We start from the raw sequence: 25,781 nt of genomic DNA, 5'->3' as shown, positions 1-25,781 counted from the left end.
GTTTTGAGTTATTTTCTTGCTATAACTTTTAACACTTTGGCTACAATATCGTCAGATGTTAGACCATATTTAACCATAAGTTGCTCAGGTGTACCTGATTCACCAAATGAATCATTTACAGCTACATATTCCTGAGGAGCTAAAAAGTTTTGAGATAATGTTTGAGCTACGGCATCGCCTAGTCCGCCATTTGCCTGATGCTCTTCGCATGTTACCACACATTTCGTCTTTTTAACAGACTTCAGTATAGCAGCAGTGTCAAGTGGCTTAATAGTATGTATGTTTATTATTTCAGCATCAATTCCTTGAGCTTCAAGTTTTTCACCAGCTTTTATGGCTTCCCATACCAAGTGGCCAGTCGCTATAATCGTTACGTCTTTTCCTTCGTTTACCATCCAAGCTTTTCCAATCTCAAACTTTTGATCAGCATCCGTAAAAACTGGAACTACAGGTCTACCAAATCTTAGGTAAACTGGACCTTCATAGTCAGCCACAGCTTTTGTAGCAGCTTTGGTTTGGTTGTAGTCACATGGGTTTATGACGGTCATGTTTGGCATAGAACGCATCATGGCTAGGTCTTCAAGTATCTGGTGAGTAGCACCGTCTTCTCCAAGTGTTAAACCTGCATGCGAAACAGCTATTTTAACGTTTTTGTCAGAATAAGCTATCGACTGACGGATTTGGTCATACACTCTTCCTGACCCAAAGTTTGCAAACGTACTTGCAAAAGGAATTTTGCCTCCGATAGTTAAACCAGCGGCTATACCCATCATGTTAGCTTCTGCTATACCCACTTGGATAAAACGCTCAGGGTGATTTTTAATGAAAGGAGCTATTTTAAGTGAACCTACTAAGTCAGCACATAAAGCTACTACATTTGGATGGCTTTCGCCAAGTTCAGTCATGGCATCGCCAAAACCCGAACGTGTATCTTTTGATTCTGTATATGTATATTTTTTCATTTCTAAAATAATGTTAAAGATTAATAGTCACCTAATGAAGATGGAAGCTGAGCCAATGCCGCAGCAAGTTGCTCGTCGTTAGGAGCTATTCCATGCCATTTGTGGCTTCCCATCATAAAGTCTACTCCAGCACCCATGTCAGTGTGTAGTAGGATCATAATTGGTTGACCTTTACCCGAAAGTCTCTTAGCTTTTCTAAGGCCTTTCACACATTCTTCTACGTTATTACCTTCTTTGATTTCCATAACATTCCAACCGAAAGCCTTATATTTTGCTTTAAGGTCTCTGTTCGACATTACTTCTTCAGTAGAGCCGTCTATCTGCTGACCGTTAAGGTCAATAATAGCTATAAGATTGTCTACTTTGTGGTGAGGGGCAAACTGTGCTGCTTCCCAAACCTGTCCTTCTTGTTGCTCGCCGTCGCCCATCAAAACATATACAGACTGCTTGTCACCATTTAACTTTTTAGCCATTGCAGCTCCTATAGCAACCGACATTCCTTGGCCAAGTGAGCCAGAGGCAACTCTGATTCCTGGCAAGCCTTCGTGCGTGGTAGGATGCCCTTGTAATCTTGAATTTAATTTTCTAAACGTAGAAAGTTCTTCTACCCCAAAATATCCTTTTCTAGCCAATACGGAGTAAAAAAGAGGAGAGATGTGTCCGTTAGAAAGGAAGAAAAGGTCCTCGTCAGTGCCATCCATCTTAAATGAAATGTAACCTCCTTTACCTTTACGGTTGTTGGTTTTCATGTGTTGAAAATAAAGGGCAACGACAATGTCGGTACAACCTAACGATCCACCTGGGTGGCCAGACTTACAGCCGTGCACCATTCTTACGATATCTCGTCTTACTTGTGAGGCAATGTCCTGAAGTTCTTGGGTTTGCATTTAGAAAATAAAATTTTGTTAAAAAATCAGCTCAAATTTATTAAATTATTGATGCTTAGCCTATAAATTTCTAAGCATTTGCAAAAATAATATTTTTAGTGTCATTGTTACACTTAATTCTAAATTAATTGCAAAATAACTGAAAATAACTACATTATATTCCGAATATTATTGCATTAACCAAAATATATAAGGAAAATGGAATAAAAATAGAATTTTAACGATGCTACTAAAGGTATAAAGTTTTGAATTTATTTGATTACAATTACTTTTAGGTTAGTTAACAGCGAATTCTCAAAATGCTTAATTGGTTGGCACAAATTGAAAAATAGAAAATATTACAGTGCCATCATCTTCGAGAATCTCTTTGATTACCTTCTTTTTAAAGTTCCGCTCTGTTTCTAATTGTTTTAATAAAGCAATCATTTTTGGATTTTTTCCAACAGATTCCACACCAATAAAATACAATTCATTTAAATTTTTATCTTTAATAAATCTATCATAAAACAGCTTTGAGGGGTTTTCTAAATCGGTAATATAGTATCCGTCTGGCATTTGAAAACCTAATCTGAATTTGTTTTGCTTAGTTAAGCATACCAATTGTGAATCCATGCCCCATTCGAGCTCAATAAATTCACCTTTTATAGGCTTAACATATGTTGCTAAGTCTTCTATTTTATTGGTCCAAAGGTTGGTTGGTTTTTTGTTTATAAATGCATCTACATATTTTGAATATCCATATAAGTTATAAATCACAAAAAGACCTACATACAAAAATCTCAGAGATTGGTATTTTTTTTCGGTTAAAAAATAAATTCCTAACAGTACACAAATGCTGTAAAAAGGAAATATCATATAAAAATGCCAAATGTTTGTGGCATTAGATACTATGAGCACTTGGAGGCTCTGAATAACTATTAAACCAAGGAAAAATAAATAGTAGATGTGTTTTGATTCTGCTTTTTTCTGTAAAAATGCCTTGAAAACAACAAACATACCCAATAAAAAGAGGACAAAACTTAATTCGAAAAAATATGAAAAAACACTGTCAATATAGTACCTAAAGTCAGATTGGTCGGTGATGAAATAGGTTTTTAAATATTGAAGTTCGTAAAATCCATTTCCATCGAAAATGGACTTCCAGAAACTGTAAAACATCTTCGTTTTTTCGATTAACTGCTTTGGGTCTTTTAGTATTTTAGAACCCAGCATTCCTGGATTTAAATATCGAATTAAAAATAACATTCCGAAAACTAAGCCAAGCGAGACTGTTAACGTAGTGTAAAGATGACGTTTACTTTTTAGTTTTTTGTTAAAAAAAGCTAATAAGAACGCACTGAAAATAAAGGCATTGGAATACCAGATAAAGTTGAATTTATTGAAAATGCCTAGCAATAAGGGTATTGGAATTAGAAATAAGTAGAGTTTCTTTTCTTCTTTTAGATATTTAAAGAGTAAATAAATAGATAACGCTTTGAAAAAATACTCGAACGCCATAGGTGCTACGTCGGTTCGGATCATACCTATTAGGGTAACTTCAAAAACTATACATGAAAGTGCAAGCCAAGCGAAATGTTTGAGCTTAAAGGCCAATCTAAATGACTTGAAAAATAGCGTAATGCTCACCAGGGTAAGCAAAATCATAGGAAAGCGAATGCTGTAATAATTAAACCCAAATAATTTAAAAATCGGGATATATATCCATGACTTCAAGGCCCCAATGTAATACAATACAAAAAAGGTAATTCCACCGAATTTTTTGGCAATGTAGGTTGTCGGGCTGATTTCGCCTAAGGAGACATTGGCAAATAGAATTTCGTCCATTTGTAGGCCCGGCTTCGAGAGATACAAGGACGATAAAAAAGTGAAAGAAAGTAAAAAAAGTGCAAGGAGGATTTTTTGTTGTTTCTGATTCATAAACGGCTATTTCCTAATTAATTTAAGTCTTTTTATTCTTAAAAATAGGCCACTAAGAAAGCTTAAATTCAAATTTTTAGAATAAAAGTGTGAATTTAAATAAAAAACCAATTGGAAGATTGAAGGCCTGAAGAAATATTGAGTTAAAATTCCATAAAATTATTTTTTGGTTAATACTTAAGATTTATGGCATAAAAAAAGGCGGACAAGCCGCCTTTTTTACTTCTAAATAATATATTTATGCTATTTGAGCAGCATGATCTTTCGTAACCACCTTGTCTATCACGTCGGTTATAATTCCGTTTTCATCTATTACAAAGGTCACGCGTGCCGTGCCCATGTATTGTTTTCCGTACATACTTTTTTCTACCCATACTCCATATTTCTCAACCAATTCTTTCTCAGTATCTACTAAAAGGTCAAACGGTAATTCATACTTGTCTATGAATTTTTGATGAGATTTTGCATTGTCGATGCTAACTCCCAAAACCACATAACCTTTTGCCAAAAGAGCGTCGTAATTATCCTTCAAATTACATGCCTGGGTTGTACATCCGGGAGTATTGTCTTTGGGATAAAAATAAATGACAACTTTTTTACCTTTTAAGCCGCTTAAAGTTATAGTTTCTCCTTTTTGATTTAAGGCTGAAAAATCAGGGGCTGGCATTCCTACTTCTGGTCTCATAATTCTGGTAGATTGGTTTCGAATGTTTGAATATTATTACAATTGTCTATCACTTCTAAAACAACTTTTCCTGTAAAAGGTTTAGTTTTATCTAGTTTTTCAGACCAAATTAAGCCGCTTTTGTATTCATAGTTCATCAAGGTCCATTCTTCGTTTACGTGGCATCTGATTTCTTTAATGCCCGAAAGTGCGTCGCTTATTCTAAAACTTAGCATGTCTTTGTTTACAGTTCGGGCACTGATATAAGGAGCGTCAAAATCATATCTGGTTTGGTATTTACCAAATTCTTTTGCTTTAAATATTATTTTGTTTCCGTCCCATTCCCCACCGATAAACTTTGGTTTACCTGCTTCCAGATATACTTTGTACTTTTCTTTTTGATCTACCGAACCTGATTTTTGCCAAGTGATATCTGCAGGGCTTTTTAAAGGGATAATGTCTTCATATAAGTCTAAAACTGAACCGTCAGCTTCTATTTTAACATTGGCATCACCATAAAGGGCATTTCCAAAATCTGCCGATAAATATTTCGTATTGATGGTTGCCTGGTTTTTAGTCAAACGGTAATTGATTGGAAGTTTGATTTCTGCGTTTCCAACTTTGATGTTTTGTGGTAAACCATCTGATAAATCATAAACAAAGTCGCCATTGGCTCTTGGAGAGAGCACAAGCTCTTCATTTTCTTTTATGACTATTATGTTTTTAATTTCCTCTGGGGCTTTTTGAATTTTGAGATAAACAAAATTGTCGAGCACTTTTAAATCATAATCTAAGGGGCCAACTGCTGGTTTTTCGTCTTGGTCAGCTTCTTTGTTTATGTTAAATATGAGTGCTGTATTATTTGCTGCAACATCATTTACTCTGATTTCAACTAAGTTTTCGCCATCTATTATGTCAAATGCTCCGCCATGTTCATTCGTTTTGTAAAAATCGAAGGTATTGCCTGGTTCTACATAGCATTTATGTATTTTCTGATTTTTGGTTATTAACTTTTCGTAGTTAACATGTACATTCATGTCCAGCTTATTATAAAAAGCCATTTTTTCTAACCTGAAATTATACACATTTTCGTGGTTCACATTGAGGTTTATCTGGTTTACACCTTGCCTAAAAGGACTGCCACTTGTCTTGTCATACGTTAAAATTTCAAGGCCTATTTTGCCTTTAGCCGTAATTTTAGCGGGAACGGTATACAAACCTGACTTTGATTTTATGACTGGAAAATTAAATATGCCAAATTTGCCATTTATCGAAGCGTCTTTTGACACGCATTTCAAAGAAATAAACTCTATGATTGGCGATACATTGTCGGTTATTTCGCTAAAACCAAAAAGTGCAGGGTCAAGGACGTTTTCTGCCTGATCTCTAATCTCGAAATGTAAATGCGGGCCACCAGAACCGCCTGTATTGCCCGATAGTGCTATGATTTGTCTTTGTGTAACCGGAAGTTCATTGGGCGAAAGACTTAAATCTATTTCCCAAGTTTTTTGTTCGTATTGTTTGCTAACCAAATAAGCTTGTATTTCTTCCGAAAATACTTTTAAATGGGCATATGCCGTAGTGTATCCATTTGGATGGGTTACATACAGGGCATTTCCGTAGCCACCATTCATTATTTTTATTCTCGAAATGTAGCCATCGGCGGCTGCATAAACAGGTTTGCCTTCTACTCCGCCCGTGCGTACGTCTAGACCTGCATGGAAATGGTTAATTCTTATATCGCCAAAGCAACCTGACAGCGAACTGATTTGTCCGGGAGCAATCGGCATTATGAAGTAACCTTGTGGAATTTTGTTTTGTCCAAAAACTGAATAGGAAAGTATTATTAAAAAAAACGTAATTAATCTAGAATTCATTTATTATTTATTTCACCTCAAAATCAAACATCACTTTGTCTTCTATTCTACCTGTCAGCTGGTCACCAATTTTTACAGCAGAGACGCCACTTGGAGTACCTGTAAAAATCAGATCGCCGGTTTTTAAAGTAAAATAGCGAGATATAAAGCTCACCAAATAGTCAAACGAATACAGCATGTGGCTCGTATTGCCTGTCTGCTGTCTTTGACCGTTTTTGTCCATAGAAAAATTTAGATTAGTTAAGTCAAAATCTGTTTTTGAAACAAAGTTTGAAATAGGGGCAGATCCATCAAACCCTTTAGCCAAATCCCATGGGAGGCCTTTTTCTTTTAGTTTAGACTGAACATCCCTCGCCGTAAAATCAACCCCAAGGGCTATTTCGTCATAGTATTTATGAGCAAACTTCTCTTCGATGTTTTTACCTATTTTTGATATTTTCAAAACTATCTCAACCTCGTGATGAATATCCGAACTAAAAGAAGGAATGTAAAAGGGTTCGTTGTTTTTTAAAATGGCTGTTTCAGGCTTTGAAAATATGACCGGCTGGTCTGGTCTTTCGTTGTTTAACTCCTGAATATGCTCTACATAATTTCTTCCTACCGCAATTATTTTCATTATTTTTAAAACTTTTTTTAAAATTTGAGTCTAAGCTTTAAACGCTATCGGTTACTTTAGCGTTTCTTAAAGCAACAATTTCACAAAAATAATATAAAATGAATAAGAATCTTAAACTATTGACATTAGGTTTGGCAATTCTAATGGCCGGCTTATCTTGTCAGCGTGTGCCATTAACAGGAAGAAAACAATTGGTTGGCCTAGTATCGGGCGAACAAATGATGGCTTTGAGTTTTCAACAATATAAAGGTTTTACTGATACAGTAAAAGTTCTTAACGCCAATAACGTTAATGCCCAAATGGTTTCTAGAGTAGGGGATAGAATTAAAAAATCGGTGGAAGACTATTTGATTCAAAACAATCTAGGACATCTTTTAGACGGTTACCAATGGGAGTTTAGAACAGTTGAAAACAAAGAGCTCAACGCTTGGTGTATGCCAGGAGGTAAAGTGTGTTTTTATACCGGAATTCTTCCTATTTGCCAAGGAGAATCGGGTGTAGCGGTAGTTATGGGGCATGAAGTAGCCCACGCCATTGCCGAACACGGAAGAGAGCGAATGAGCAGAGCCATGTTGGCCCAAGGTTTTACCCAAGTGGGTGCCATTGCGGCGGGTGTGGCCACAGGAGACGAGCGTGTGATGCAAACTGCTGGCCAGGTATTAGGTATAGGAACTCAGCTAGGTGGAGTTTTGCCAAATAGCCGCAAACAAGAGTCTGAGGCAGATAAATTGGGCTTGATATTTATGGCAATGGCCGGATACAATCCTAACGAAGCTGTTGCATTTTGGCAAAGAATGGAAGAAGCTGGTAAAAACAGTCAGAAGCCGCCTCAGTTGTTATCTACTCACCCTGCGGATGCTACTAGAATTGCGGATTTGTCTAAAAACATGGATAAAGCAATGAAATATTATTATGCCTACGGAAATAAATAATTTCTGCTAAATATTTGATAAAAAGCCTGATTGTTTAGAAATAATCAGGCTTTTTGTGTTCCTACATAAGATTATATCTTTTTGGAACGTTTATTGATTTTGACATATTAAAACCAAACTGCTTTACATGCGTATTCATAACCTGATTTTTTGTTTTTCATTATTCGGACTTTTGTCCTGTCAAAAATATGAGGATTTTCGTGCAAATGACCCGAGCTATGCAGGAGATGCCTATTTTATCAAAGCGTCTATTTCTGATGCCCAATTAGGAAATATTTTTGTGGATTCACCAAAGGCCATAGAGGAAAGAGGAGATGCCTATGTAGATTCTAGTTTTCTATATATCGGAGAAAAAATGCAAGGTGTGCATGTTTTTAAAAATCCAGAAGGTGCAGTTCCTGTTCCTTTGGCTTTTATTCATATTCCTGCCATGCGAAACTTCAGGGTAGAAGACGGCCATATAATTAGTGATAATGGCAATGACTTGATTGCTTACAGAGTTCGTGGTTTGGTAAATCTCAATGTTGGGTTTAGTCTTTCAGATCCGCTATTGACTAATCCAAGTAGCTTTGGTATCATCAACAGAAAAGCCAATGTCTTCACTTTTCCAAACTATCCGGAGGTACGTAATGTGTATTTTCAATGCCCTGATTCGGTTGGATTTGTAACTAAGTGGGAGACAAAACCCAATACCCAACTGCTAAACTGTTACAGATAATTTTATGAAAAATATATTAATAATATTGGCTTGCTTCTCTCTTTTTGCTTGCTCTAAAGTTGAGGAAGTGGCTTCGGTAAGGATAGTAGGAAGTAATACAGAACTGCATGATTTTAAAGAACTAAATGACGGTTCTTCGTTGTTTTTTACCAAGAAAAAAGTCAATTTCTTAAATAACTCTACGGTATCTAATCTTTCGCTGAAAACTATAAATCTTGATTCGGTAGAAATAGAAAACCTAAGTGGCACAGCCGAATCTTTAGTGTTACAGACAAATGCGGGTTTAGTTTCTTATAAAAATGGAACATTGAAGAAACTTAAGAATTTTGATTTCTCTGTTTGCGACCAAATTGCGGTTGTGGATACGTTTGTAGTGGTTTCGCAAACTTCTGGCGGTTGTAACTCATTAGGAAACAACACCGCTTCGGTTTTTAGTTTGGGAAAGTCAAACGACCTTATATATCTTTCACAAATAAATTTTGATGCCATTCTTAAAATAGAAGTGATTAAGAATAAACTAATCATGCAGCTACAAAACGGCGATTTGAAAGTATTTGAGATTACAAAAGAGGGAAGCCTTTCACAGTTGAGTGAGTTAAGCGGTATTGGAGTTGAGGATTTTAAAATAATAAGGTCAAAAAATAAACTCATGATATTGGCCAAAAATAAGTATCTGCAGTATAAAATTAACGCAGATTATACGTTTCAAAAACTAAATGAAATCTGAGCTTTACATGAAGATATTTAGAATACTAATAGTGCTGACTTTGGTTTCAATTACCAGTTTTTCACAAAAGAATGCAGGTATTGAAGAAATAGATGCTACAGAGAAAACTTTAAGGGATCCTGTAACTTTTACACATGTTCCTTTTTTGCTTTTAAAAATTACGCCTTCGGCAATGCTGGGTTATAATAATGTATTTCAATACGGAGGAGAAATAGTGCCTCCTTTCGGGAAGTTTAGTTTTTCTTTTGATTACGGAAAAGGCAAAGGAAGTCAAAATGTAAGCAAATATATCAGACAGAATCAAAGTGGGAATCAGAATAAAATGATTCGCGGCGAAATTAGAATGTATTTTTCTGACTGGTATCCTTTCTATGTATTAGATAAAAAGCCATTTGGTAGATATTACGCAATAGAATACGCTCAAAGTCAATCTGACAAAGATTTGCAAATGGCCACTGGCGTTGGAGGGGCATTTTTGCCTTCTTTTGCTAAGTTTAATCAGGTAAAATATTCTGAAAAAACCCAGGCCGTCCACCTAAAAATTGGAAAACACATTCACATACATCGCTATTTGTTTTTAGATGTGTTTGCTGGAGCGGGTCTTGGCAAGTTTTCGAGCGATGCACCTCAAGATTTAGAGGCGGATAGTATGCCTCTGCATTATTCCTTTTTGACAAATAAAAACCTAAGAAATCCAGGCACAAGTGGCTACTATTTGAGCACTACAGCGGGTTTTAGATTAGCATTACCGTTATGAAAAAAATAATAATAGGATTCTTTTTGGCAATAAGCATGAGCTCATGTTGGGCACCTCGCTGCCCAATAAAAACCTGCCACGTAAGGCACGAGCATCAGCACGGCGACTTAGTTACTGGAGTATTTTCTGGTAGATATTTGTACCCACCGAGAATCCATTTTTTGTGGGATTCTAAAAAAGGTACTTTAAATCCTGATGCTAAGTTTGAAGGAGCAGAAAGCAGAAAGCAGAAAAAGATGCGAAAGAAATTCCCTTGGGAGCGTTGGTAAACAAAAATGGCCCGAAAAGGGCCATTTTTTATTTGTTTTGATTAAAAAAGACTTTTAGTTAAAGAAGTCTTTCATTTTATCAAAAATACTTTTAGAGTCATTTCCTGGTTTCGGTTCAAAATTAGGAGAGTCTCTTAACTTCTCAAGAATTGTTCTCTCTTCTGAACTTACAGACTTGGGCGTGTAAAGGTTCACATATATCAATTGGTCACCTATGCCGTAACCATTTATGTCTTTTAGGCCTTTTCCTTTGAGTCTTAACACCTCGCCGCCCTGTGTACCTGCTTTGATGTTAATTTTCACTTTTCCCGATATAACCGGAATCTCTACTTCTTTACCTAGAATTGCATCTACAAAGTTTAATGGAAGGTCAAAAATAATATTGTTTCCATCTCTTTTTAGTGTTGGGTGCTCTTCCTCTTCTATTTGAATTAAAAGGTCACCGGCCACACCTCCGCGACTCGGCACGTTACCTTTACCAGACATAGAGAGTTGCATACCTTCGGCTACACCTGCTGGTATTTTGATTGAGATTAAATCTTCCTCTAGTGTACGCCCTTCTCCGAAACAAGTTTCGCAGCGGTCCATCACTATTTTTCCTTCTCCATTACATGTATGACAGGTATTGGTTGTAACCATTTGGCCAAGCATAGTTTGCTGCACACGTCTCAGCTGCCCTGTGCCATTACATGTACCACAAGTTTGTAGCGAAGTGCCATGTTTTGAGCCATTTCCTGAGCATGTCTTGCATGAAACATAACGCTTAACTTTTATTTTCTTTTCAACTCCGTTGGCTATTTCTTCAATATTGAGTTTGAGCTTAATTCTAAGGTCTGAACCTTTTCTAACGGCTTTGCGGCCACCGCCACTTCTGCCACCGCCACCAAAGAAACTGCCAAATGGGCTTCCGTCACCAAAAATATCTCCAAATTGGCTGAAGATATCTTCCATGTTTACACCACCACCGCCAAAGCCGCTAGCACCGCCCATGCCTTCATGACCAAATCTGTCATATCTTGCCTTTTTGTCAGGGTCTGACAAAACGCTATAGGCCTCAGCGATTTCTTTAAACTTTGCTTCAGCTTCTGCATCACCAGGGTTTTTGTCAGGGTGATATTTGATAGCTAATTTTCGGTATTCTTTTTTAAGTTCTTCGGGAGTTGCAGATTTCGAAACACCCAATAACTCGTAATAATCTTTTTTTGCCATTGCTTATAATTTAGACTATCATATGTCATGAAACATGCTATATAGTGCTGATAGTCAATATTTAATTTTTTAAGGGATAACCAATCAAGGTAAAATAAATTATGAACCTACTACTACTTTGGCGTAGCGAACTACTTTTTCGTTTAGATAATATCCTTTCTCTACTTCGTCTATAACGAGGCCTTTTTTGTCATCGCCAGCTGCAAACTGCGTGATACACTCATGTTTTTCAACATCAAAGACTTCACCTTTCGATTCCATAGCTTTTAATCCTTTAGAAACTAGTGTTTTCTGGAATTTGTTAAAAATCAAATCAATGCCTTCTTTAATTGCACTTACATCTTCCGTAGTTTCTATAGATTTTTGAGCTCTTTCAAAATCATCAAGAACTGGTATTAGATCCTTAATAAGGCCTTCTGAGGCATTCATGATAGTTTCTATCTTTTCTTTAGCAGTTCTGCGTCTGAAGTTTTCAAACTCAGAGTAAAGTCTGATGTACTTATCTTTTGACTCAGCTACTTCTTTTTTTAATTTGTCAAGCTCCGAAAGTTCTGGCTCAACTTCTTGTGGTTCCACGTTTTCGCCTTTTACTTCTTCGGTTACTTCGTTTTGTGCCTCATTTTGTGGTTCTTCTTCTAACATATCCTTATTATCTGCCATAGTACTTGTCTTATTTTTTTTCTTAGATTTGTTTACAATTTTTAGACCATTGACATAAATTCTGACAAAGTGTCACTTTGAAAGTAAATTAAGAATGAAAACACGACACACCTACGTACTTTTTTTACTGGTCTTTTACACTAGTTTCACCACTAATGCTCAAAATTTAAAGTACCGTATCACCCATATTGGCACCGAAAATGGACTTTCTCAAGGTTCGGTTTATGCGATGCACAGCGATGCCAAAGGTTTTATGTGGTTTGGCACACAAGACGGACTTAACCGATGGAATGGTCAAACGATGAAGGTCTTTAGGCCATCAAAAAACAAAAAAGGACATATTGGGGGCATTGAGATAAAGAAAATTTATTCGGATAAAAATGAGACGCTGTGGATAGGGACTGAAACTTGTCTAAATAAATACGATTACAGCAGCGAAACTTTCCATAAAATATTTTTTAGAGACAAAAAAAGTCGCGTCATTAAGTCGGAGGTTTTTCCGTTGAAATTAGCAGGTGATAGCTTGTTGGTTTGGATAGGCGGTGTGGGTTTGGTTTCTTACGATGTTTTAAAAAATACCCAACGAATAATTCTTTCTTTTGACGGTTTAAAAACCAATTATTTTAGCAACATTAACTCAACCCAAATAGACAAAAACGACAATATTTGGATACACAACAATGCATTTCTAATTCAGTATAATTTAAAAACAAAAAAGCTTAGGTATTTTTTTTCTAATCAGCCTAATAATATAGCCGGAAAACCAATTGAAATCATAAAAGTACTGAGTGTTAATAATAAAATTTGGCTGGCAAGTATTGACAAGTTGATTCTTTTAAATCCAAGTTCGGGAGAGATAAAAGAATGGGCGTTTTTTAATAAAAATAAAAAAATAGGCCTTATTTATGACATTGATGTGGACTCAAAAGGCCAAGTGTGGCTTGCAACAGAGAAAAACGGTATCCTGATTTTCAACCCAACAGACCAGTCTTTTAACCAAATTTCGAAAACTAATAATTTTTCTACACATACTATTACCGTAAATGAGGTCAGTCAAATTTATATAGACAATAACGATATTATTTGGGCCAACGTGGATCCTTATGGCATTGATAAAATACAGGTATTGCCTGAAAATTTCGGTTATTTTAAACTAAACCAATCCAATGACTTTAGTGCCGATATGATAAATTCTTCTATTCGGTGTATTATTGGAGATTCGATCAAAAATGAGTTATGGCTAGGTACGCAGCAAACAGGCCTTTGGAGGCTAGACGCCAACACTTTTGATGTTAAACAAGGGTTTTATAGCGGAGAATTGCCGTCAAATACCATACGGTTTTTATTTAATGATTCGGAGCAAAAACTCTGGGTAGGAACCACCGAAGGTCTCGCAATATTGAATGGTGCTAAGTTTGAAAAAGTCATAAATAAAGTATCAAAACAACAAGCCTTAGGAAACTTCATTCGGGTTATTTCGGAGCTCAATAAAAAAATATATGTAGGTACTGAAGATGGAGTTTTTGAAGTCGATAAAAAAACTAAATCTTTTTCTTCGAAAGTCATTCTTCCGGGTAAAAGGATATCAATGATTCGTTTTTTATCTGAAAATAAAATGTTGGTTGGGGTATATAACGAAGGCTTACAAGTTTTATCCTCAAATGATGGTTTTAAAACCTTTAAGTCTAAGTTAGTTTTTCCTAATGCTATTCCCATTTCGAGTCAAAAACAAGGCGATTTATTGTGGATTGGCACTTCTAGAGGTTTGGTGAGGTTAAATATTATAGATTTTTCTTATACTTGGATTGACAATGAAGACGGCCTGCCGAATAACTTTATTTATGCTTTAGAACTAGACAAAGAGCACAACGTATGGATGAGCACGAATAAGGGAATCGTAAAATATGAACCAAAGAGTGGCAATGTATTTCCGTTTAATTTAAACGACGGTTTGCAAGGTCTTGAGTTTAACGGTTATAGTTCGTGGAGAGATCACGAGGGGAGATTGTTTTTTGGCGGAATAAACGGCTTGAACTACTTTGTGCCCAATCAAATTTACACATTAGCAAACTCTGTATCAAATACCATTAGGAGTAATGATTTAACTTTTAGACCAAAGGTTCAGTATGCATTTGAGGAAAAACTGAAAGATGAATACAAAAAGCCTGAAAAGCGGAATGAAAAGTTTAATGCCAAGTTTAGGTCATTTAATGGCAATGTTCCCAATTTTGGATACGGCGAAAATGCAATTTGGGTGAGAGTTCCGCTTAGGAATCTATCAAACGGGAAATGGTATTTGGAGGTTGAAAATCCGCGGATAAAAGACTTAGACCTGTGGCTATACGAAAGGAATCAACTTGTGTGGCACAAGAAATCGGGCGACGGGCTTCCATTGAGTATTTCTGAGATAAGGAATGCCAATCCAGTTTTTAAATTAGACTTAATAGAAAATCAAGATTATGATCTTTATATGCGTGCCAGCACCAGCCGCGACCTTAAAGTGCCTATTTCTCTCTGGGAAGAATCTGTCTTAATCAAACACCTGAGTGACCGAAAACTCATTTGGGGGATTTATTTTGGTTTTGTGATATTAATAAGCCTTTTTAATATCTTTTTATGGACTACCATAAAAGACATCATGTATTTGTATTATTCGCTGTATATTCTGTTTTTCGGTTTATTCCAAACTACCGTTTATGGGTTTGGGTACGAGTATTTTTGGTCAAATAATGCATTTAACGAGCGGGCCTTTTTAGTGTTTTTGTTTGTTTCAAATATTTTCCTTTTATTCTTCACAGACCGCTTTTTAGATTTCACAAATGCATGGAAAAAAGCTTGGAAACGGATTAAACTCGGCTTGGTGATTTGGTGCACTTTTTTCGTATTAGTCTCTTTGTTTTATATGCACTTTTTGCTTAATTATGTGGCTATTTTTACTGGTTTTTTGTTTACTCTTTGTTTTGTTTTTATTCTTTTAGCCTATTTAAAAAATCGCTCCCAACTCTTTCTCATTTATTTGATATCCATTTCTTTTTTAACACTTTCAACTTTTATTGTCAGTATTCAAAATACAGGTATTATTGGTTCAAACTATCAAGAATACATTATAATGGTAGGTTCCATGTTGGAAATCGTATTTTTCTCGCTTGCATTGGGCTATAAGTTTAGGGTGAATTATTTGGAGAAAGAAAGACAACAAAAGTTGAGAAATGAGATTTCAAGTAACTTACATGACGATTTGGCGGCTTCCCTAAGTAGTTTGACGATGTATTCGGAACTAAGTAAGCGAAAAAACACCAAAGAAGATTTAATAGAAAGGTTTGATGTGGTTGCACTAAGGGCTCGCGATATACTTTCTAAAGTTAGAGAAGCCGTGTATGATATTAATCCTAAAAACGATGAAGACAATGCATGGTTTGAGCGGGTTGTGGCTTTTGGGAGAGAGATTTTTGAAATAAAAAACATTGATTTTAGAGCGGAAGTCTCCGATGATTTTAATGCGAATAAAATTCCACCCCAGTTTAGACGAGATATATTTTTGATTTTTAAGGAAGCCATGAACAATGCTGCGAAGTATTCAGAAGCCAATACCGTAGTTTTATTTGCCCACAAGAAAGATGGAAAGCTAATAATAAGTCTAAAAGACGATGGCATTGGGTTTATGACAACCCCAGAAGAAGATGGCAACGGTATTCGAAACATAAAAGACAGGGCTGCTAAAATTCAGGCTGATTTTATTTTGGAAACTGAAAAAGGCACAGAAATAACACTTAAATGGTAAACCTATTAATATTAGTAGGTAGCGGTTTCTTAATTTTAACTGAGATTTGTAAAAAAAGAAAAGATGATTCGAGTAAGTATTTATGAAGATGTGGCAGATATCAGGGAGCTTTTGGTGGATACCGTAAAGTCTGCCGAGGATTTGCTATTTGTAAATGCATATTCGAACGCCAATAACATTTTAGAAGACGTAAGAAAAGATAAACCCAATGTGGTTTTGATGGATATTCAAATGCCCGGAATTTCGGGAATAGAAGCTGTGATTCTGATTAAACAAAAATACCCTTTGGTTGAAATTTGCATTCAAACAGTTTTTGAAGACAACGAGCGGATTTTTGCGGCTATTTGTGCTGGAGCAAATGGTTATATATTAAAAGCATCTTCTCCCGAAAAATACATAAATGCCATAGTAGATACTTTTCAGGGAGGTTCGCCTATGTCGCCAGGGATAGCTCGGAAAGTACTGCAGATGTTTCAAAATCAAAATGTGGCAATCAAAGATTTTGTGGAATTAACGCCAAGCGAAAAAAAAGTATTGGACTTATTGGTAAAAGGCTACAGCTATAAACTAATAGCTGCCGAGCTTTCGGTTAGTTTTCCGACTGTTAACTTCCACCTCAAAAATATATACAAGAAACTTCACGTAAACTCTGCAAATGAAGCCATTAGGCTTGCCTTACAAAATGGACTAGTTTAACGGCAGTATTCGTCCACTCACCGATTCGGGTTTTTTATATCATAGGCTTATGCTTACTTTTATGTAAGAAATTAACCTTTAAACTAAACCCTTTTTATATGAATCCTTCTGCTATTTTCTCCTTCGGAAATTCTTTCGTCTTAATCGGCTGGATATTGTTATTGGCCATTCCAAATTGGAAACATACACAAACCATAGTGCTAGGTGGAGTGGTATTTGTTTTATCTATCATTTATGCATTTGTGCTCATTAGTGGGCTCGGAAGTTTTAGCTTAGATAGTTTCAGTACACTAGAAAACGTAAAGAGGCTTTTTAGCGAAGACCAAGCCGTGGCTCTTGGTTGGATTCATTATTTGGCTTTCGACCTGTTTGTGGGGGCTTATATCGTCAGAAAAAGCAAAGCGTTAGGTATTTCAAGGTGGTTGTATAGTTTGGCTTTGCCGTTTACTTTTATGTTCGGGCCAATGGGTTATTTGATTTTCCTTATTGTTAAAACCATAAAGACGAAAACCTGGAATTTCTAAGAGTCATTTATGTTAAAAATCGACTATTCGCCAATTTAGGTACTGTATTTTTAGCGTTTTCATTACTTTTGATATTCTACATACCATTTAATTCTCAAGAGGTTTTAGGGATAAACTCCATGATAAAACCTCTAAAGTTTGCCCTCAGTACTTGGATATATGCTTGGAGCATGGCGTATCTACTTTCTTTTGTTGAATATCAAAAAAAAGTGAGAAGCTATACGTACTTGGCCATGGTGGTGATGCTATACGAAAACGCGGTTATTTCAGTTCAGGCATTCCGAGGCAAGTTGTCGCATTTTAACCAAACTGAGCTTGTGGGAGGTATCCTCTATAGCATTATGGGAATCATGATAGTATGGCTTACCACTGCAACTTTGGTTTTGGCCGTAAGGTTTATTGCTCAAAAAAAATACGATATTTCTTCTTCTTTTTCTCTTTCTATTCAGTTGGGTCTTGTATTTTTTGTGATATTTAGCTTTTTGGGTGGCTATATGAGTGTGATTAACTCGCATCAAGTGGGCGGTCAAATAGGAGAGAAGGGGCTACCTGTTGTCAATTGGAGTGTTTTGTATGGAGATATCAGAGTGGCTCATTTTTTTGGAATCCACTCATTACAGATAATTCCCCTTTTCGGGTATTTGATTAGTAAAAAAGGCATTAGTTCAGCAAAATTATGGGTTTGGCTATTTGCAATCGCATACTTTGCTTTTATTAGCTTTACATTGCTTCAGGCACTTTCGGGTACGCCATTTTTGGCTTAATCATTACAAAAAAGTCTTGGTTAGTTATTGGTTGATAATTCTCTAATTTTGCATTTGATTAATAGAAAAACTGCGTTTTCAACATTTGCTGTTTCGTAATATTTGAATTTTGTAAACATATTTTGGTTTGAGCTTTAGGAATAAATTACCCCATTTTTTAGTTAAAAAACTAGGCATTTCTAATAAGGAAGTGATGGAGCTTTTGATAGCCAAAAGAATTAAAGTCAATGGGAAAGTGACCTCGGCAAATGTGGCGATTGAGCCCGAAGACGAAGTTATGCTTGATAATACTATTATTCAGGCATCAAAAGAATTTAAATATATCGCTTTTTATAAACCTGCGGGAATAGAAACTACACTCAATGAGGACATTGCCGATAGTTTAAAAAGCTTGTTGCCTTTCGAAGGCATCTTCCCAGTAGGAAGGCTCGACAAGGCTTCAGAGGGACTAATGCTACTCACAGACGATGGTAGGCTATATGATAAAACCCTTCGAAAGGAATTTAAAACTGAGAAAGAATATTTAGTTAAAGTTGATAAGTGTATTGATTCAGATTTTGTGGAAAATATGCAAAATGGCATTACCATTATGGGTAAAAAAACATTGCCTTGTAAAGTGCATATTGAAAGTGATTTTTGGTTTAAAATAATACTGGTTCAAGGCTTGAATCGCCAAATAAGGCGAATGTGCTATAAGCTAGGTTATGAAGTGAAGGTTTTGAAACGAATAAGAATGGGTGGTGTTTCTATTGATAATTTACAAGTGGGAGCGTGGAGGTTTATTAAAAAGAAAGATATTTTTGAACACTAAGAACAAAAAAAAGTAGGTTGATGTAATTCAACCTACTCTTACGTATTCCTAGGTTCTGATATTTTATATCGAAGAAGATTTCTTCTTGGCAGTTTGCTCACCAATCTGTAGCAATTGCTCCGCTGTTCGGTATCCCAAGGCTTGGTTTACAATTTTACCAGTATTTGGGTCAATAAACATCAATGTCGGGTATCCTCTCACTGGGTATTTTGAGCCGAGAGCCGGACCTTCGCCTTGTTCCATGTCTATTTTGGCATTTACAAAATTGGCGTTAAAAAACTCACCAACTTTAGGGTCAGGGAAAACTCTTGCCGTCATAGACTTGCAAGGCCCACACCAGCTTGTATATGCATCCATGAATATTAATTTTTTCTCTGCCTTTGCTTTTTGAATAATCTGATTCCAAGACGTATGTTCAAACTCTATACCTGTTTGTTGTCCTTTGGAAATAAAAGAAAGTCCAAGAAGGAACAAAAAAAGAAATTTTTTCATCTATTTATTTATTGTTTGTAATTCTAATTCTAACGTTCTAAACTGTTAAAAACTAAATTCAGAAGCTTGCTTAACGTTTAATTAACATTAATCGTAGTCCTCATCATCGTCGTCATCTTTTTTGTCTCCGCCTATATGCATACTATCTAGGTCGTTGTATTTGTCTTCGTAGTCGTCTTTAATTTCGTCTCTCAAGTTGCCATCGTCGTCATAGTCAGTATCATCTTTGATTATTTTATCAGCCTGAGCGTTGGTCATTCTCAAAAGATAATATTTATCCTCATCTTCAAAAGGCAAAGCACTTACATATTTTCCGTCTTTGTCAGTAAATCTTATAAGATTATCTGCAAAGCCGTTTGGATAAAATAATTTTATTCTTTCTTGAAGTTCTTCAGTAAGTTTTTCGTAGTCTTTTATAACCTTTGGTTTGCTCATGTTATTAAGTGTTTTGTCTTTCGTTTATTGGTATTACTAAAATCGTGCGAAAGATATTAAAATTGTAATAAAACTGAATATTTTTTTTTCAATCATGCTCGTAACACACGTTTTGGTCTTTTAGTTTAAAAATATTGTAAAGATTTATTGAGAATTACTTAAAAAATAATTTAATAATTAGAATAAAAAACATAAGTATACCAATACAAAATTAGAATAAGAACTATGAATTATTGTGAAAATGTCAACTTAACATTTCTACCATTATATTTGCCACTCGAAATAAAAATATAGAATGAAACCAGTTTATAAAGCACACCCTTGGCATGGAATTCCAGTTGGAGAGGATGCCCCAGATATCATTACCACTTTCATTGAAATTGTGCCTTCTGACACAATAAAATATGAAATAGACAAAGATTCAGGTTTTCTTAAAATAGATAGACCACAAAAATATTCTAACATTATCCCTTCTCTTTATGGGTTTATTCCACAAACGTACTGCGGTGAATCTGTGGCAACATTTGCAAGAGAAAACGGTGCTGATAAAGTTGAGTGTGGAGACGGCGATCCTTTAGATATTTGTGTGCTTTCAAGCCATCATATTTCTCATGGTGATATTTTACTTCAAGCCAGACCAATAGGAGGTTTTTGCTTTATCGACAAAGGCGAAGCTGATGATAAAATCATCGCGGTATTGTTAGGAGACCAAATCTATGGTAAGTTTAATGATATTTCGGAAATGCCAGAGGCAGTTGTAGAAAGACTGAAGCATTACTTTTTGACTTACAAAAACCTACCCGGTGAACCTCAGCACTGTGAGATTGCCTACGAGTATGGTAAAGAAATGGCAAAAGTAGTTATCAAAAAATCAATGGATGATTACAAAGATTTGATTTTTAGCCCAAAGAAAGGTTAATAAATTAAGATATTAGATATAAAAAAAAGGAGCTTTTGGGCTCCTTTTTTATTACACAGATCTTATTGTATCTATTATTTTTTGTACATCACTTCCTTTACTGCACTGATAGTACGAGCCACACTTGGCAAAGTAACTTCAATTAGTGAAGGAGCATAGTGCAATGGTATATCCATGTTGTTTACACGAATAACAGGTGCATCTAAATAGTCAAATGCATTTCTTTGGAGGTGATATGTAATTTCAGAAGAAATAGCGGCTAGTGGCCATGCTTCCTCTACTACCACACATCTGTTGGTTTTCTTTACAGACTCCACTACAGTTTTGTAATCGATCGGTCTAACGGTTCTAAGGTCGATTAGCTCAACGCTTATTCCTTGCTTAGTCAATTCTTCAATAGCAGGCAATACCACTCTTGGAATCATTTTTCCGAAAGAAACTATCGTAACATCCGTTCCTTCTTGTATTACATTGGCTTGTCCCAACGGAATAATGTACTCACCATCTGGAACCATACCTTTGTCGCCATACATTTGCTCAGACTCCATAAAGATCACAGGGTCATTGTCACGAATCGAAGATTTCAATAAACCTTTACACTCGTATGGACTAGATGGAACCACCACTTTAAGTCCAGGTGTGTTAGCAAACCAGTTTTCGAAGTTTTGTGAGTGCTGAGCACCTAATTGACCAGCATTACCAGTCGGTCCTCTAAATACTATCGGACATGAGTATTGTCCTGCAGACATTGCCATTATTTTGGCTGCACTGTTTATGATTTGGTCAATAGCTACTAATGAGAAATTGAAAGTCATAAATTCAATAATTGGTCTACAGCCGTTTATAGCTGCACCAACACCAATACCTGCAAAACCTAATTCTGCGATTGGGGTGTCAATAACTCTTTTTGGTCCAAACTCATCCAACATTCCTTGGCTGGCTTTGTAAGCACCATTATACTCTGCCACTTCTTCGCCCATCAAAAATATTGTCTCATCACGACGCATTTCTTCCGACATGGCTTCTTTTACAGCATCTCTAAATTGAATTTCTCTCATTATTATTGGCTTATATCTTTTTTAATTTTTATATAATTCAAAATCCCCACAAAAATAGCATCAGAATCTTAATTTGCGAAATCTATTTTTAACCTAAAATGGTATGTAGGTGCTTTTATTGGTTAATATATCAATATTTAAGTAAATGGGCGAGTTTTCTACCCAATTTTGTTTCCATTTTCTGTCGGCAGGTTGGGATTTATCAAAATTACGTCTCCATTTTTGTTATAAACTCCCATCACAAGGCACTCGCTCATAAAATCCGCAATTTGTTTTGGAGGAAAATTAACAACTGCAATAATCTGTTTGTTTATTAATTCTTCGGGAGAATAAAGGTTGGTTATTTGGGCGGACGTTTTTTTTACGCCTATTTCATTTCCAAAATCAATCCATAGTTTATAAGCGGGTTTTCTCGCTTTTTCAAAAACCTCCGCCTTTTGAATGGTGCCCACTCGCATGTCAATTTTTTCGAAATCTTCCCAGTTTATCATATTTTTAATATTTATATTTACCGAATTACTTTCACTATCAAAATCTCTAAAACCAAGAGTTAAAATCCGAAATGAAAATTACTAATTTATTTATTTATCCTATTAAATCTTTAGGGGGAATTTCGAAAAATAGTGCAGAGGTAGGTATGAAAGGCTTAGCTTTTGATAGAAGGTGGACTTTGGTAGGGCCTGATAATGTCTTTCTTTCTCAAAGAACAGTGCCAGTTTTAGGTAACTTTTTAGTCAAAGAATTAGAAACTAGTTTTTTGGTTAAAAATAAAAAGACTAACAACGAAATTGAAATTCCGAAATCTCCAACAGTTAGCGATTCTGAAATAATCAAAATTTGGAATGATGAAATCAATGCTTTAAATATGGGGGCATTTTTTAATGATTGGTTTAGTAAAGAAACAGGTATGGAGGTTAGGCTTTTTTTTCAACCTGAAGTATCTATTCGTCCAATTGATTTTAAATATGCAGTTAACCAAACCGAAGAAACGAGCCTTTCTGATGGCTATCCGATATTGATAATAAGTCAAGGAAGCTTAAATAAACTAAATGAGCATTGTCCCGAAACTATGGTCATGGAGCGTTTTAGGCCAAATATCGTCATTGATGAACAAACTCCGCACTTTGAAGATGATCTAAAAGGTTTTTCTATTGGTTCGGTAGAACTATATGGAGTAAAACCGTGTGCCAGGTGTATCGTTACTACTATAAATCCAGATGATTTAGTAAAAACAGCTGAGCCGCTTAAAACGCTTTCAACTTATAGAAAAGTAGGCAACAAGATTTTATTTGGTCAAAATGTGGTGGTCCACAAAACCGGATTAATCAAAATTGGGGACGAAATAGTGATAGCTTAATGCTTATAGCTTTCATCCCAATCTACGGGTTTTGGGTCGTGTAGCTTTCCAACCGAATTTGCGACTATAGTAGCCACAGTAGCATCAGAAGTTACATTGGTAATAGTCCTAAACATATCTAATGGTCTGTCAATAGCAAATATTAACGCTAAGCCTGCTTCAGGAATACCGGCTTGTCCTAATATAATAACTAGCATCACCATGCCTGCACTTGGCACAGCTGCGGTACCTATAGACGCCATAGTGGCTGTAAGTACGATCATGGCTTGCTGACCAAAACTGAGATCCATTGAAAAAGCTTGGGCTATAAAAATAGCTGCCACCGCTTGGTAAAGGCTGGTGCCATCCATATTAACAGTTGCTCCTAAAGGCAAAACAAAACTTGCTACTTCTTCTTCAACCCCCACGTGCTCTATAACGCGTTCCATGGTTACGGGCAAAGTGGCTGCACTTGAACTAGTTGAAAAGGCAAGTATTTGTGCTGGAGATAAAGCTTTGAAAAAGTTTTTGATAGAGATTTTTGTAAATATTTTTAACAAAGTAGGGTATACCACTAATGTCATTAAGCCTAGGCCCAATACTACTGTAAAAGCATAAACTAAAAGGGCTTGCAAAACTGTAAAGTCTGGTATTTCCACTATCAAAGCCGCCATGAGTGCGAATACTCCAATAGGGGCCATAAGCATTATTAGGTCAATGATTTTAAGTATTACATCATTCATTCCTTTAAAGAAATCTACCACCGGTTTTGCTTTGTGTGGTTCTATCAAAATCAGCCCAATACCTATCAAGATTACAAATAATATTACTTGCAGCATAGAGCCATTGTTTGATAGGGCTCCAAATATATTGTCGGGTACTAAATCTAATAGTGGTTGTAGCGGACCAAGGTTTTTTTGTGATTCCGCTATTTGAATTTTTTGACTAGCTTCACCAGCGAAATTTTCTAATAAAGCTATTCTCGATTCTTCTTTAATGTATTTTCCTGGACTAATGATATTGGCTAAAATTAAACCTGTGGAGACAGCCATAAATGTGGTGAAAAGATAAAGAGCTACTGTCCTTCCGCCAAGTTTAGACAGTTTGGAAATGTCTTGAAGGTCTGCAAGGCCAGTAATGAGTGAAACCACAATCAGTGGTACCGCAATCATTTTGAGTAAGTTTATGAAAATAGTACCAAAGGGTTTTATCCAATCAACTACGAAAACTTGGGCATTGAGTGATTTCATTAAAAAACCAAAAAGTAATCCAAGTACTAATCCGATCAATATTTTCCAGTGTAGGGCTATCTTCATAAAAATACATTTGTTTTAATGGATTTAGTAAAGAAACAATAAAAAAACAAAAAACCGAAGCATCGCTTCGGTTTTTATGTGATTTAACCAATATGAATCAAGTTTTTACTTGAAATTCAAAATCTTAATATTCTGTGTTTTGAGGGTCAAAATTTGCCCATTTGTCTGTCCAGTCAGTAGAGCTGAATGCACCTACATAAGCAGTGTTTTCTAAACCAGAAGGAAGAGTAGCCCCGCTTGTCAATAAAATAGAACCTGTGGCAGGAAGTAAACCAGGCTTTCCAGTGATTCCATTATAAACAGAGTTTAATCCTAATGTACTTGGGTCAACTCCAAATTTATTTTTTCTTGATACGTCATTAAGTTTAGCTTCATCTCCAGCTACTATTCCTTTTGACATACCTGCGAAAATTAAACCTTTAAATTCACTTTTTCCACTTACAAAGTTTGCTTGAGTAGCAGCATCACCTAGTTCAAAACCACCTTTTGGATAAGCTCCTACAACTAAAGAGTTATAAGCTGAAAGTGCAGAATTTCTTCTTAATCTAAAACCTGATCTATATTTAGCATCTGGCGTACCATTTCCGATTATGATTGAAATGTTTGCGAACTTAGCTGATGTTTGAGGCGTAGCGTCAGATCCAGTTCCGTCGTTATCTGATTCGAAACCGTTTGAATCAGAGCACGAACACTGATCGGCAACTTTAGGGTCTCTTAAAGCGTATCCATATTGAACGTTTCCAGCATATCCCCAGTCTGTATCAAAATCATCGTCAAGACCTTTGTAAGCAATTAGGTGTTTCATATTTACTGTACCACCAAACCACTCGTAAGAGTCATCTCCACTGTATGAAACTTGTACGTAATCAATTTGGGTACCAGCACCAACTCCACCAAGTGTCAAACCGTTAATTTCTTTGTCAGTTTCAAATGCAATTCCACCAAATTCAATTCTTACATATTTCAAAATTCCTGAATTATCGTTTACGTCAGTTCCTCCAAAAGTAGAAACATTTTCTCCTTCTACTGTAGCGGGAGTTTTGTTTACCGGTGCTTTACCAAGTATAACTACACCACCCCAGTCACCGTAATTTCTTGAACCTTTTGGTTGGTTTGAAGTAAATACGATAGGCTTGTCCACAGTTCCTTCAGCGATAATTTTAGCACCTGGCTTCACAATAAGAGTAGCTTTAGACGCTTTGTCACCTTTAATAATTGTACCTGGCTCTATGGTCAAAGTTGCACCAGCTTCTACATATACAAATCCTTCTAATAGATTTTTGTCAATTGCTCTCCAAGTAGTATTGGTTGTAATTGACCCTTTGATTGTTTTACTTGTGCCAACTGGTGTAGGATCTTCAGTTGTTGTTGTTCTGTCGCAACTTGTAATAGTAATTCCTAAAGAGAGGGTAAGTAGTACGATTAACCTAAAAGGCGTTTTCATAAAAATTTAG

General features: G+C 35.9%; 26 protein-coding genes. 12 read left to right on the top strand and 14 right to left on the bottom strand.

The window, feature by feature from the left end; genetic code table 11:
• Positions 1–8: 8 nt before the first annotated feature.
• From ACFOOI_RS05185 to ACFOOI_RS05160, 6 genes are all read right to left on the bottom strand, one after another.
• Complete coding sequence (locus ACFOOI_RS05185) at positions 9–962, bottom strand: transketolase family protein (RefSeq protein WP_379835800.1); 954 nt, start codon at positions 960–962, stop codon at positions 9–11.
• 20 nt (positions 963–982) lie between these two features.
• Positions 983–1,849: a transketolase gene (locus ACFOOI_RS05180; RefSeq protein WP_379835798.1), complete on the bottom strand. Its 867-nt coding sequence runs from the start codon at positions 1,847–1,849 to the stop codon at positions 983–985.
• Positions 1,850–2,152: 303 nt separating this feature from the next.
• Entirely contained in the window at positions 2,153–3,673 is a 1,521-nt protein-coding gene (locus ACFOOI_RS05175) for an ArnT family glycosyltransferase (protein ID WP_379835796.1), read from the bottom strand.
• 331 nt (positions 3,674–4,004) lie between these two features.
• Positions 4,005–4,451, bottom strand: coding sequence for a thioredoxin-dependent thiol peroxidase (gene bcp / locus ACFOOI_RS05170; protein WP_379835794.1), 447 nt, complete (start codon positions 4,449–4,451; stop codon positions 4,005–4,007).
• A complete protein-coding gene (locus tag ACFOOI_RS05165) occupies positions 4,448–6,307 on the bottom strand; it encodes a M23 family metallopeptidase (protein ID WP_379835792.1) in 1,860 nt (619 codons plus the stop codon). The genes bcp and ACFOOI_RS05165 overlap by 4 nt, the downstream gene beginning before the upstream one ends.
• 7 nt (positions 6,308–6,314) lie before the next feature.
• Positions 6,315–6,923: a fumarylacetoacetate hydrolase family protein gene (locus ACFOOI_RS05160; RefSeq protein ID WP_379835790.1), complete on the bottom strand. Its 609-nt coding sequence runs from the start codon at positions 6,921–6,923 to the stop codon at positions 6,315–6,317.
• 98 nt (positions 6,924–7,021) lie between these two features.
• Here ACFOOI_RS05160 and ACFOOI_RS05155 point away from each other — a divergent pair, with 98 nt between their 5' ends.
• From ACFOOI_RS05155 to ACFOOI_RS05135, 5 genes are all read left to right on the top strand, one after another.
• On the top strand, positions 7,022–7,855 hold the full coding sequence (locus ACFOOI_RS05155; protein WP_379835788.1) for a M48 family metallopeptidase: 834 nt from the start codon (positions 7,022–7,024) through the stop codon (positions 7,853–7,855).
• Positions 7,856–7,982: 127 nt separating this feature from the next.
• Entirely contained in the window at positions 7,983–8,573 is a 591-nt protein-coding gene (locus tag ACFOOI_RS05150) for a hypothetical protein (RefSeq protein ID WP_379835786.1), read from the top strand.
• Positions 8,574–8,577: 4 nt separating this feature from the next.
• Positions 8,578–9,300 (top strand): hypothetical protein, encoded by a 723-nt coding sequence (locus ACFOOI_RS05145; protein WP_379835784.1) that lies wholly within the window; start codon positions 8,578–8,580, stop codon positions 9,298–9,300.
• Positions 9,290–10,057: a hypothetical protein gene (locus ACFOOI_RS05140; RefSeq protein WP_379835782.1), complete on the top strand. Its 768-nt coding sequence runs from the start codon at positions 9,290–9,292 to the stop codon at positions 10,055–10,057. The genes ACFOOI_RS05145 and ACFOOI_RS05140 overlap by 11 nt, the downstream gene beginning before the upstream one ends.
• Positions 10,054–10,326 (top strand): hypothetical protein, encoded by a 273-nt coding sequence (locus tag ACFOOI_RS05135; RefSeq protein ID WP_379835780.1) that lies wholly within the window; start codon positions 10,054–10,056, stop codon positions 10,324–10,326. Before ACFOOI_RS05140 ends, ACFOOI_RS05135 begins: the two co-directional genes overlap by 4 nt.
• A 54-nt stretch (positions 10,327–10,380) precedes the next feature.
• Here ACFOOI_RS05135 and dnaJ read toward each other — a convergent pair whose 3' ends face one another.
• A complete protein-coding gene (gene dnaJ, locus ACFOOI_RS05130) occupies positions 10,381–11,535 on the bottom strand; it encodes a molecular chaperone DnaJ (protein ID WP_379835778.1) in 1,155 nt (384 codons plus the stop codon).
• A 99-nt stretch (positions 11,536–11,634) separates the two neighbouring features.
• Positions 11,635–12,195, bottom strand: a complete 561-nt coding sequence (locus tag ACFOOI_RS05125) for a nucleotide exchange factor GrpE (protein ID WP_379835776.1) — start codon at positions 12,193–12,195, stop codon at positions 11,635–11,637.
• 94 nt (positions 12,196–12,289) lie between these two features.
• On the opposite strand from ACFOOI_RS05125, the gene ACFOOI_RS05120 reads away from it, so the two are divergent.
• The 5 genes from ACFOOI_RS05120 to ACFOOI_RS05100 all read left to right on the top strand — a co-directional run bounded on the left by ACFOOI_RS05120 (position 12,290) and on the right by ACFOOI_RS05100 (position 18,771).
• Positions 12,290–15,976: a 7TM diverse intracellular signaling domain-containing protein gene (locus ACFOOI_RS05120; protein ID WP_379835774.1), complete on the top strand. Its 3,687-nt coding sequence runs from the start codon at positions 12,290–12,292 to the stop codon at positions 15,974–15,976.
• A 63-nt stretch (positions 15,977–16,039) separates the two neighbouring features.
• Complete coding sequence (locus ACFOOI_RS05115) at positions 16,040–16,672, top strand: response regulator transcription factor (RefSeq protein ID WP_379835772.1); 633 nt, start codon at positions 16,040–16,042, stop codon at positions 16,670–16,672.
• Between the two features lie 98 nt (positions 16,673–16,770).
• Entirely contained in the window at positions 16,771–17,196 is a 426-nt protein-coding gene (locus tag ACFOOI_RS05110) for an ABA4-like family protein (protein WP_379835770.1), read from the top strand.
• Between the two features lie 119 nt (positions 17,197–17,315).
• Positions 17,316–17,960 carry a hypothetical protein gene (locus ACFOOI_RS05105; protein WP_379835768.1) on the top strand — a complete coding sequence of 215 codons (645 nt, stop codon included), beginning with the start codon at positions 17,316–17,318 and terminating at the stop codon, positions 17,958–17,960.
• 127 nt (positions 17,961–18,087) lie between these two features.
• Positions 18,088–18,771, top strand: a complete 684-nt coding sequence (locus ACFOOI_RS05100) for a pseudouridine synthase (RefSeq protein ID WP_379835766.1) — start codon at positions 18,088–18,090, stop codon at positions 18,769–18,771.
• Positions 18,772–18,834: 63 nt separating this feature from the next.
• Here ACFOOI_RS05100 and ACFOOI_RS05095 read toward each other — a convergent pair whose 3' ends face one another.
• Positions 18,835–19,263, bottom strand: a complete 429-nt coding sequence (locus tag ACFOOI_RS05095; protein WP_379835764.1) for a thioredoxin family protein — start codon at positions 19,261–19,263, stop codon at positions 18,835–18,837.
• A gap of 87 nt (positions 19,264–19,350) precedes the next feature.
• Positions 19,351–19,698: a hypothetical protein gene (locus ACFOOI_RS05090; protein ID WP_379835762.1), complete on the bottom strand. Its 348-nt coding sequence runs from the start codon at positions 19,696–19,698 to the stop codon at positions 19,351–19,353.
• Between the two features lie 295 nt (positions 19,699–19,993).
• Between ACFOOI_RS05090 and ACFOOI_RS05085 the strand changes: the two genes are divergently transcribed.
• A complete protein-coding gene (locus ACFOOI_RS05085; RefSeq protein ID WP_379835760.1) occupies positions 19,994–20,617 on the top strand; it encodes an inorganic pyrophosphatase in 624 nt (207 codons plus the stop codon).
• Between the two features lie 74 nt (positions 20,618–20,691).
• On the opposite strand, the gene ACFOOI_RS05080 is transcribed toward ACFOOI_RS05085, so the two are convergent.
• Both ACFOOI_RS05080 and ACFOOI_RS05075 read right to left on the bottom strand, forming a co-directional pair.
• Complete coding sequence (locus ACFOOI_RS05080; RefSeq protein WP_379835758.1) at positions 20,692–21,675, bottom strand: pyruvate dehydrogenase complex E1 component subunit beta; 984 nt, start codon at positions 21,673–21,675, stop codon at positions 20,692–20,694.
• A gap of 158 nt (positions 21,676–21,833) precedes the next feature.
• The gene (locus tag ACFOOI_RS05075) at positions 21,834–22,166 is read right to left on the bottom strand and encodes a tRNA-binding protein (RefSeq protein WP_379835756.1); all 333 of its coding nucleotides are present in this window, start codon (positions 22,164–22,166) and stop codon (positions 21,834–21,836) included.
• A gap of 71 nt (positions 22,167–22,237) precedes the next feature.
• Between ACFOOI_RS05075 and ACFOOI_RS05070 the strand changes: the two genes are divergently transcribed.
• Positions 22,238–23,032 carry an MOSC domain-containing protein gene (locus ACFOOI_RS05070; RefSeq protein WP_379835754.1) on the top strand — a complete coding sequence of 265 codons (795 nt, stop codon included), beginning with the start codon at positions 22,238–22,240 and terminating at the stop codon, positions 23,030–23,032.
• Here the strand turns inward: ACFOOI_RS05070 and ACFOOI_RS05065 are convergent.
• Both ACFOOI_RS05065 and ACFOOI_RS05060 read right to left on the bottom strand, forming a co-directional pair.
• Complete coding sequence (locus ACFOOI_RS05065) at positions 23,029–24,327, bottom strand: dicarboxylate/amino acid:cation symporter (protein ID WP_379835752.1); 1,299 nt, start codon at positions 24,325–24,327, stop codon at positions 23,029–23,031. The genes ACFOOI_RS05070 and ACFOOI_RS05065 overlap by 4 nt on opposite strands.
• A gap of 124 nt (positions 24,328–24,451) precedes the next feature.
• A complete protein-coding gene (locus ACFOOI_RS05060) occupies positions 24,452–25,771 on the bottom strand; it encodes a T9SS C-terminal target domain-containing protein (RefSeq protein ID WP_379835750.1) in 1,320 nt (439 codons plus the stop codon).
• Between the last annotated feature and the right edge of the window lie 10 nt (positions 25,772–25,781).

The organism is Lacihabitans lacunae, from assembly GCF_042649125.1.
In the GTDB taxonomy this organism is placed as follows: Bacteria; Bacteroidota; Bacteroidia; order Cytophagales; family Spirosomataceae; genus Leadbetterella; species Leadbetterella lacunae.
Note: the sequence above shows the minus strand (reverse complement) of the source record. Positions and strands in the feature narration are given on the sequence as shown.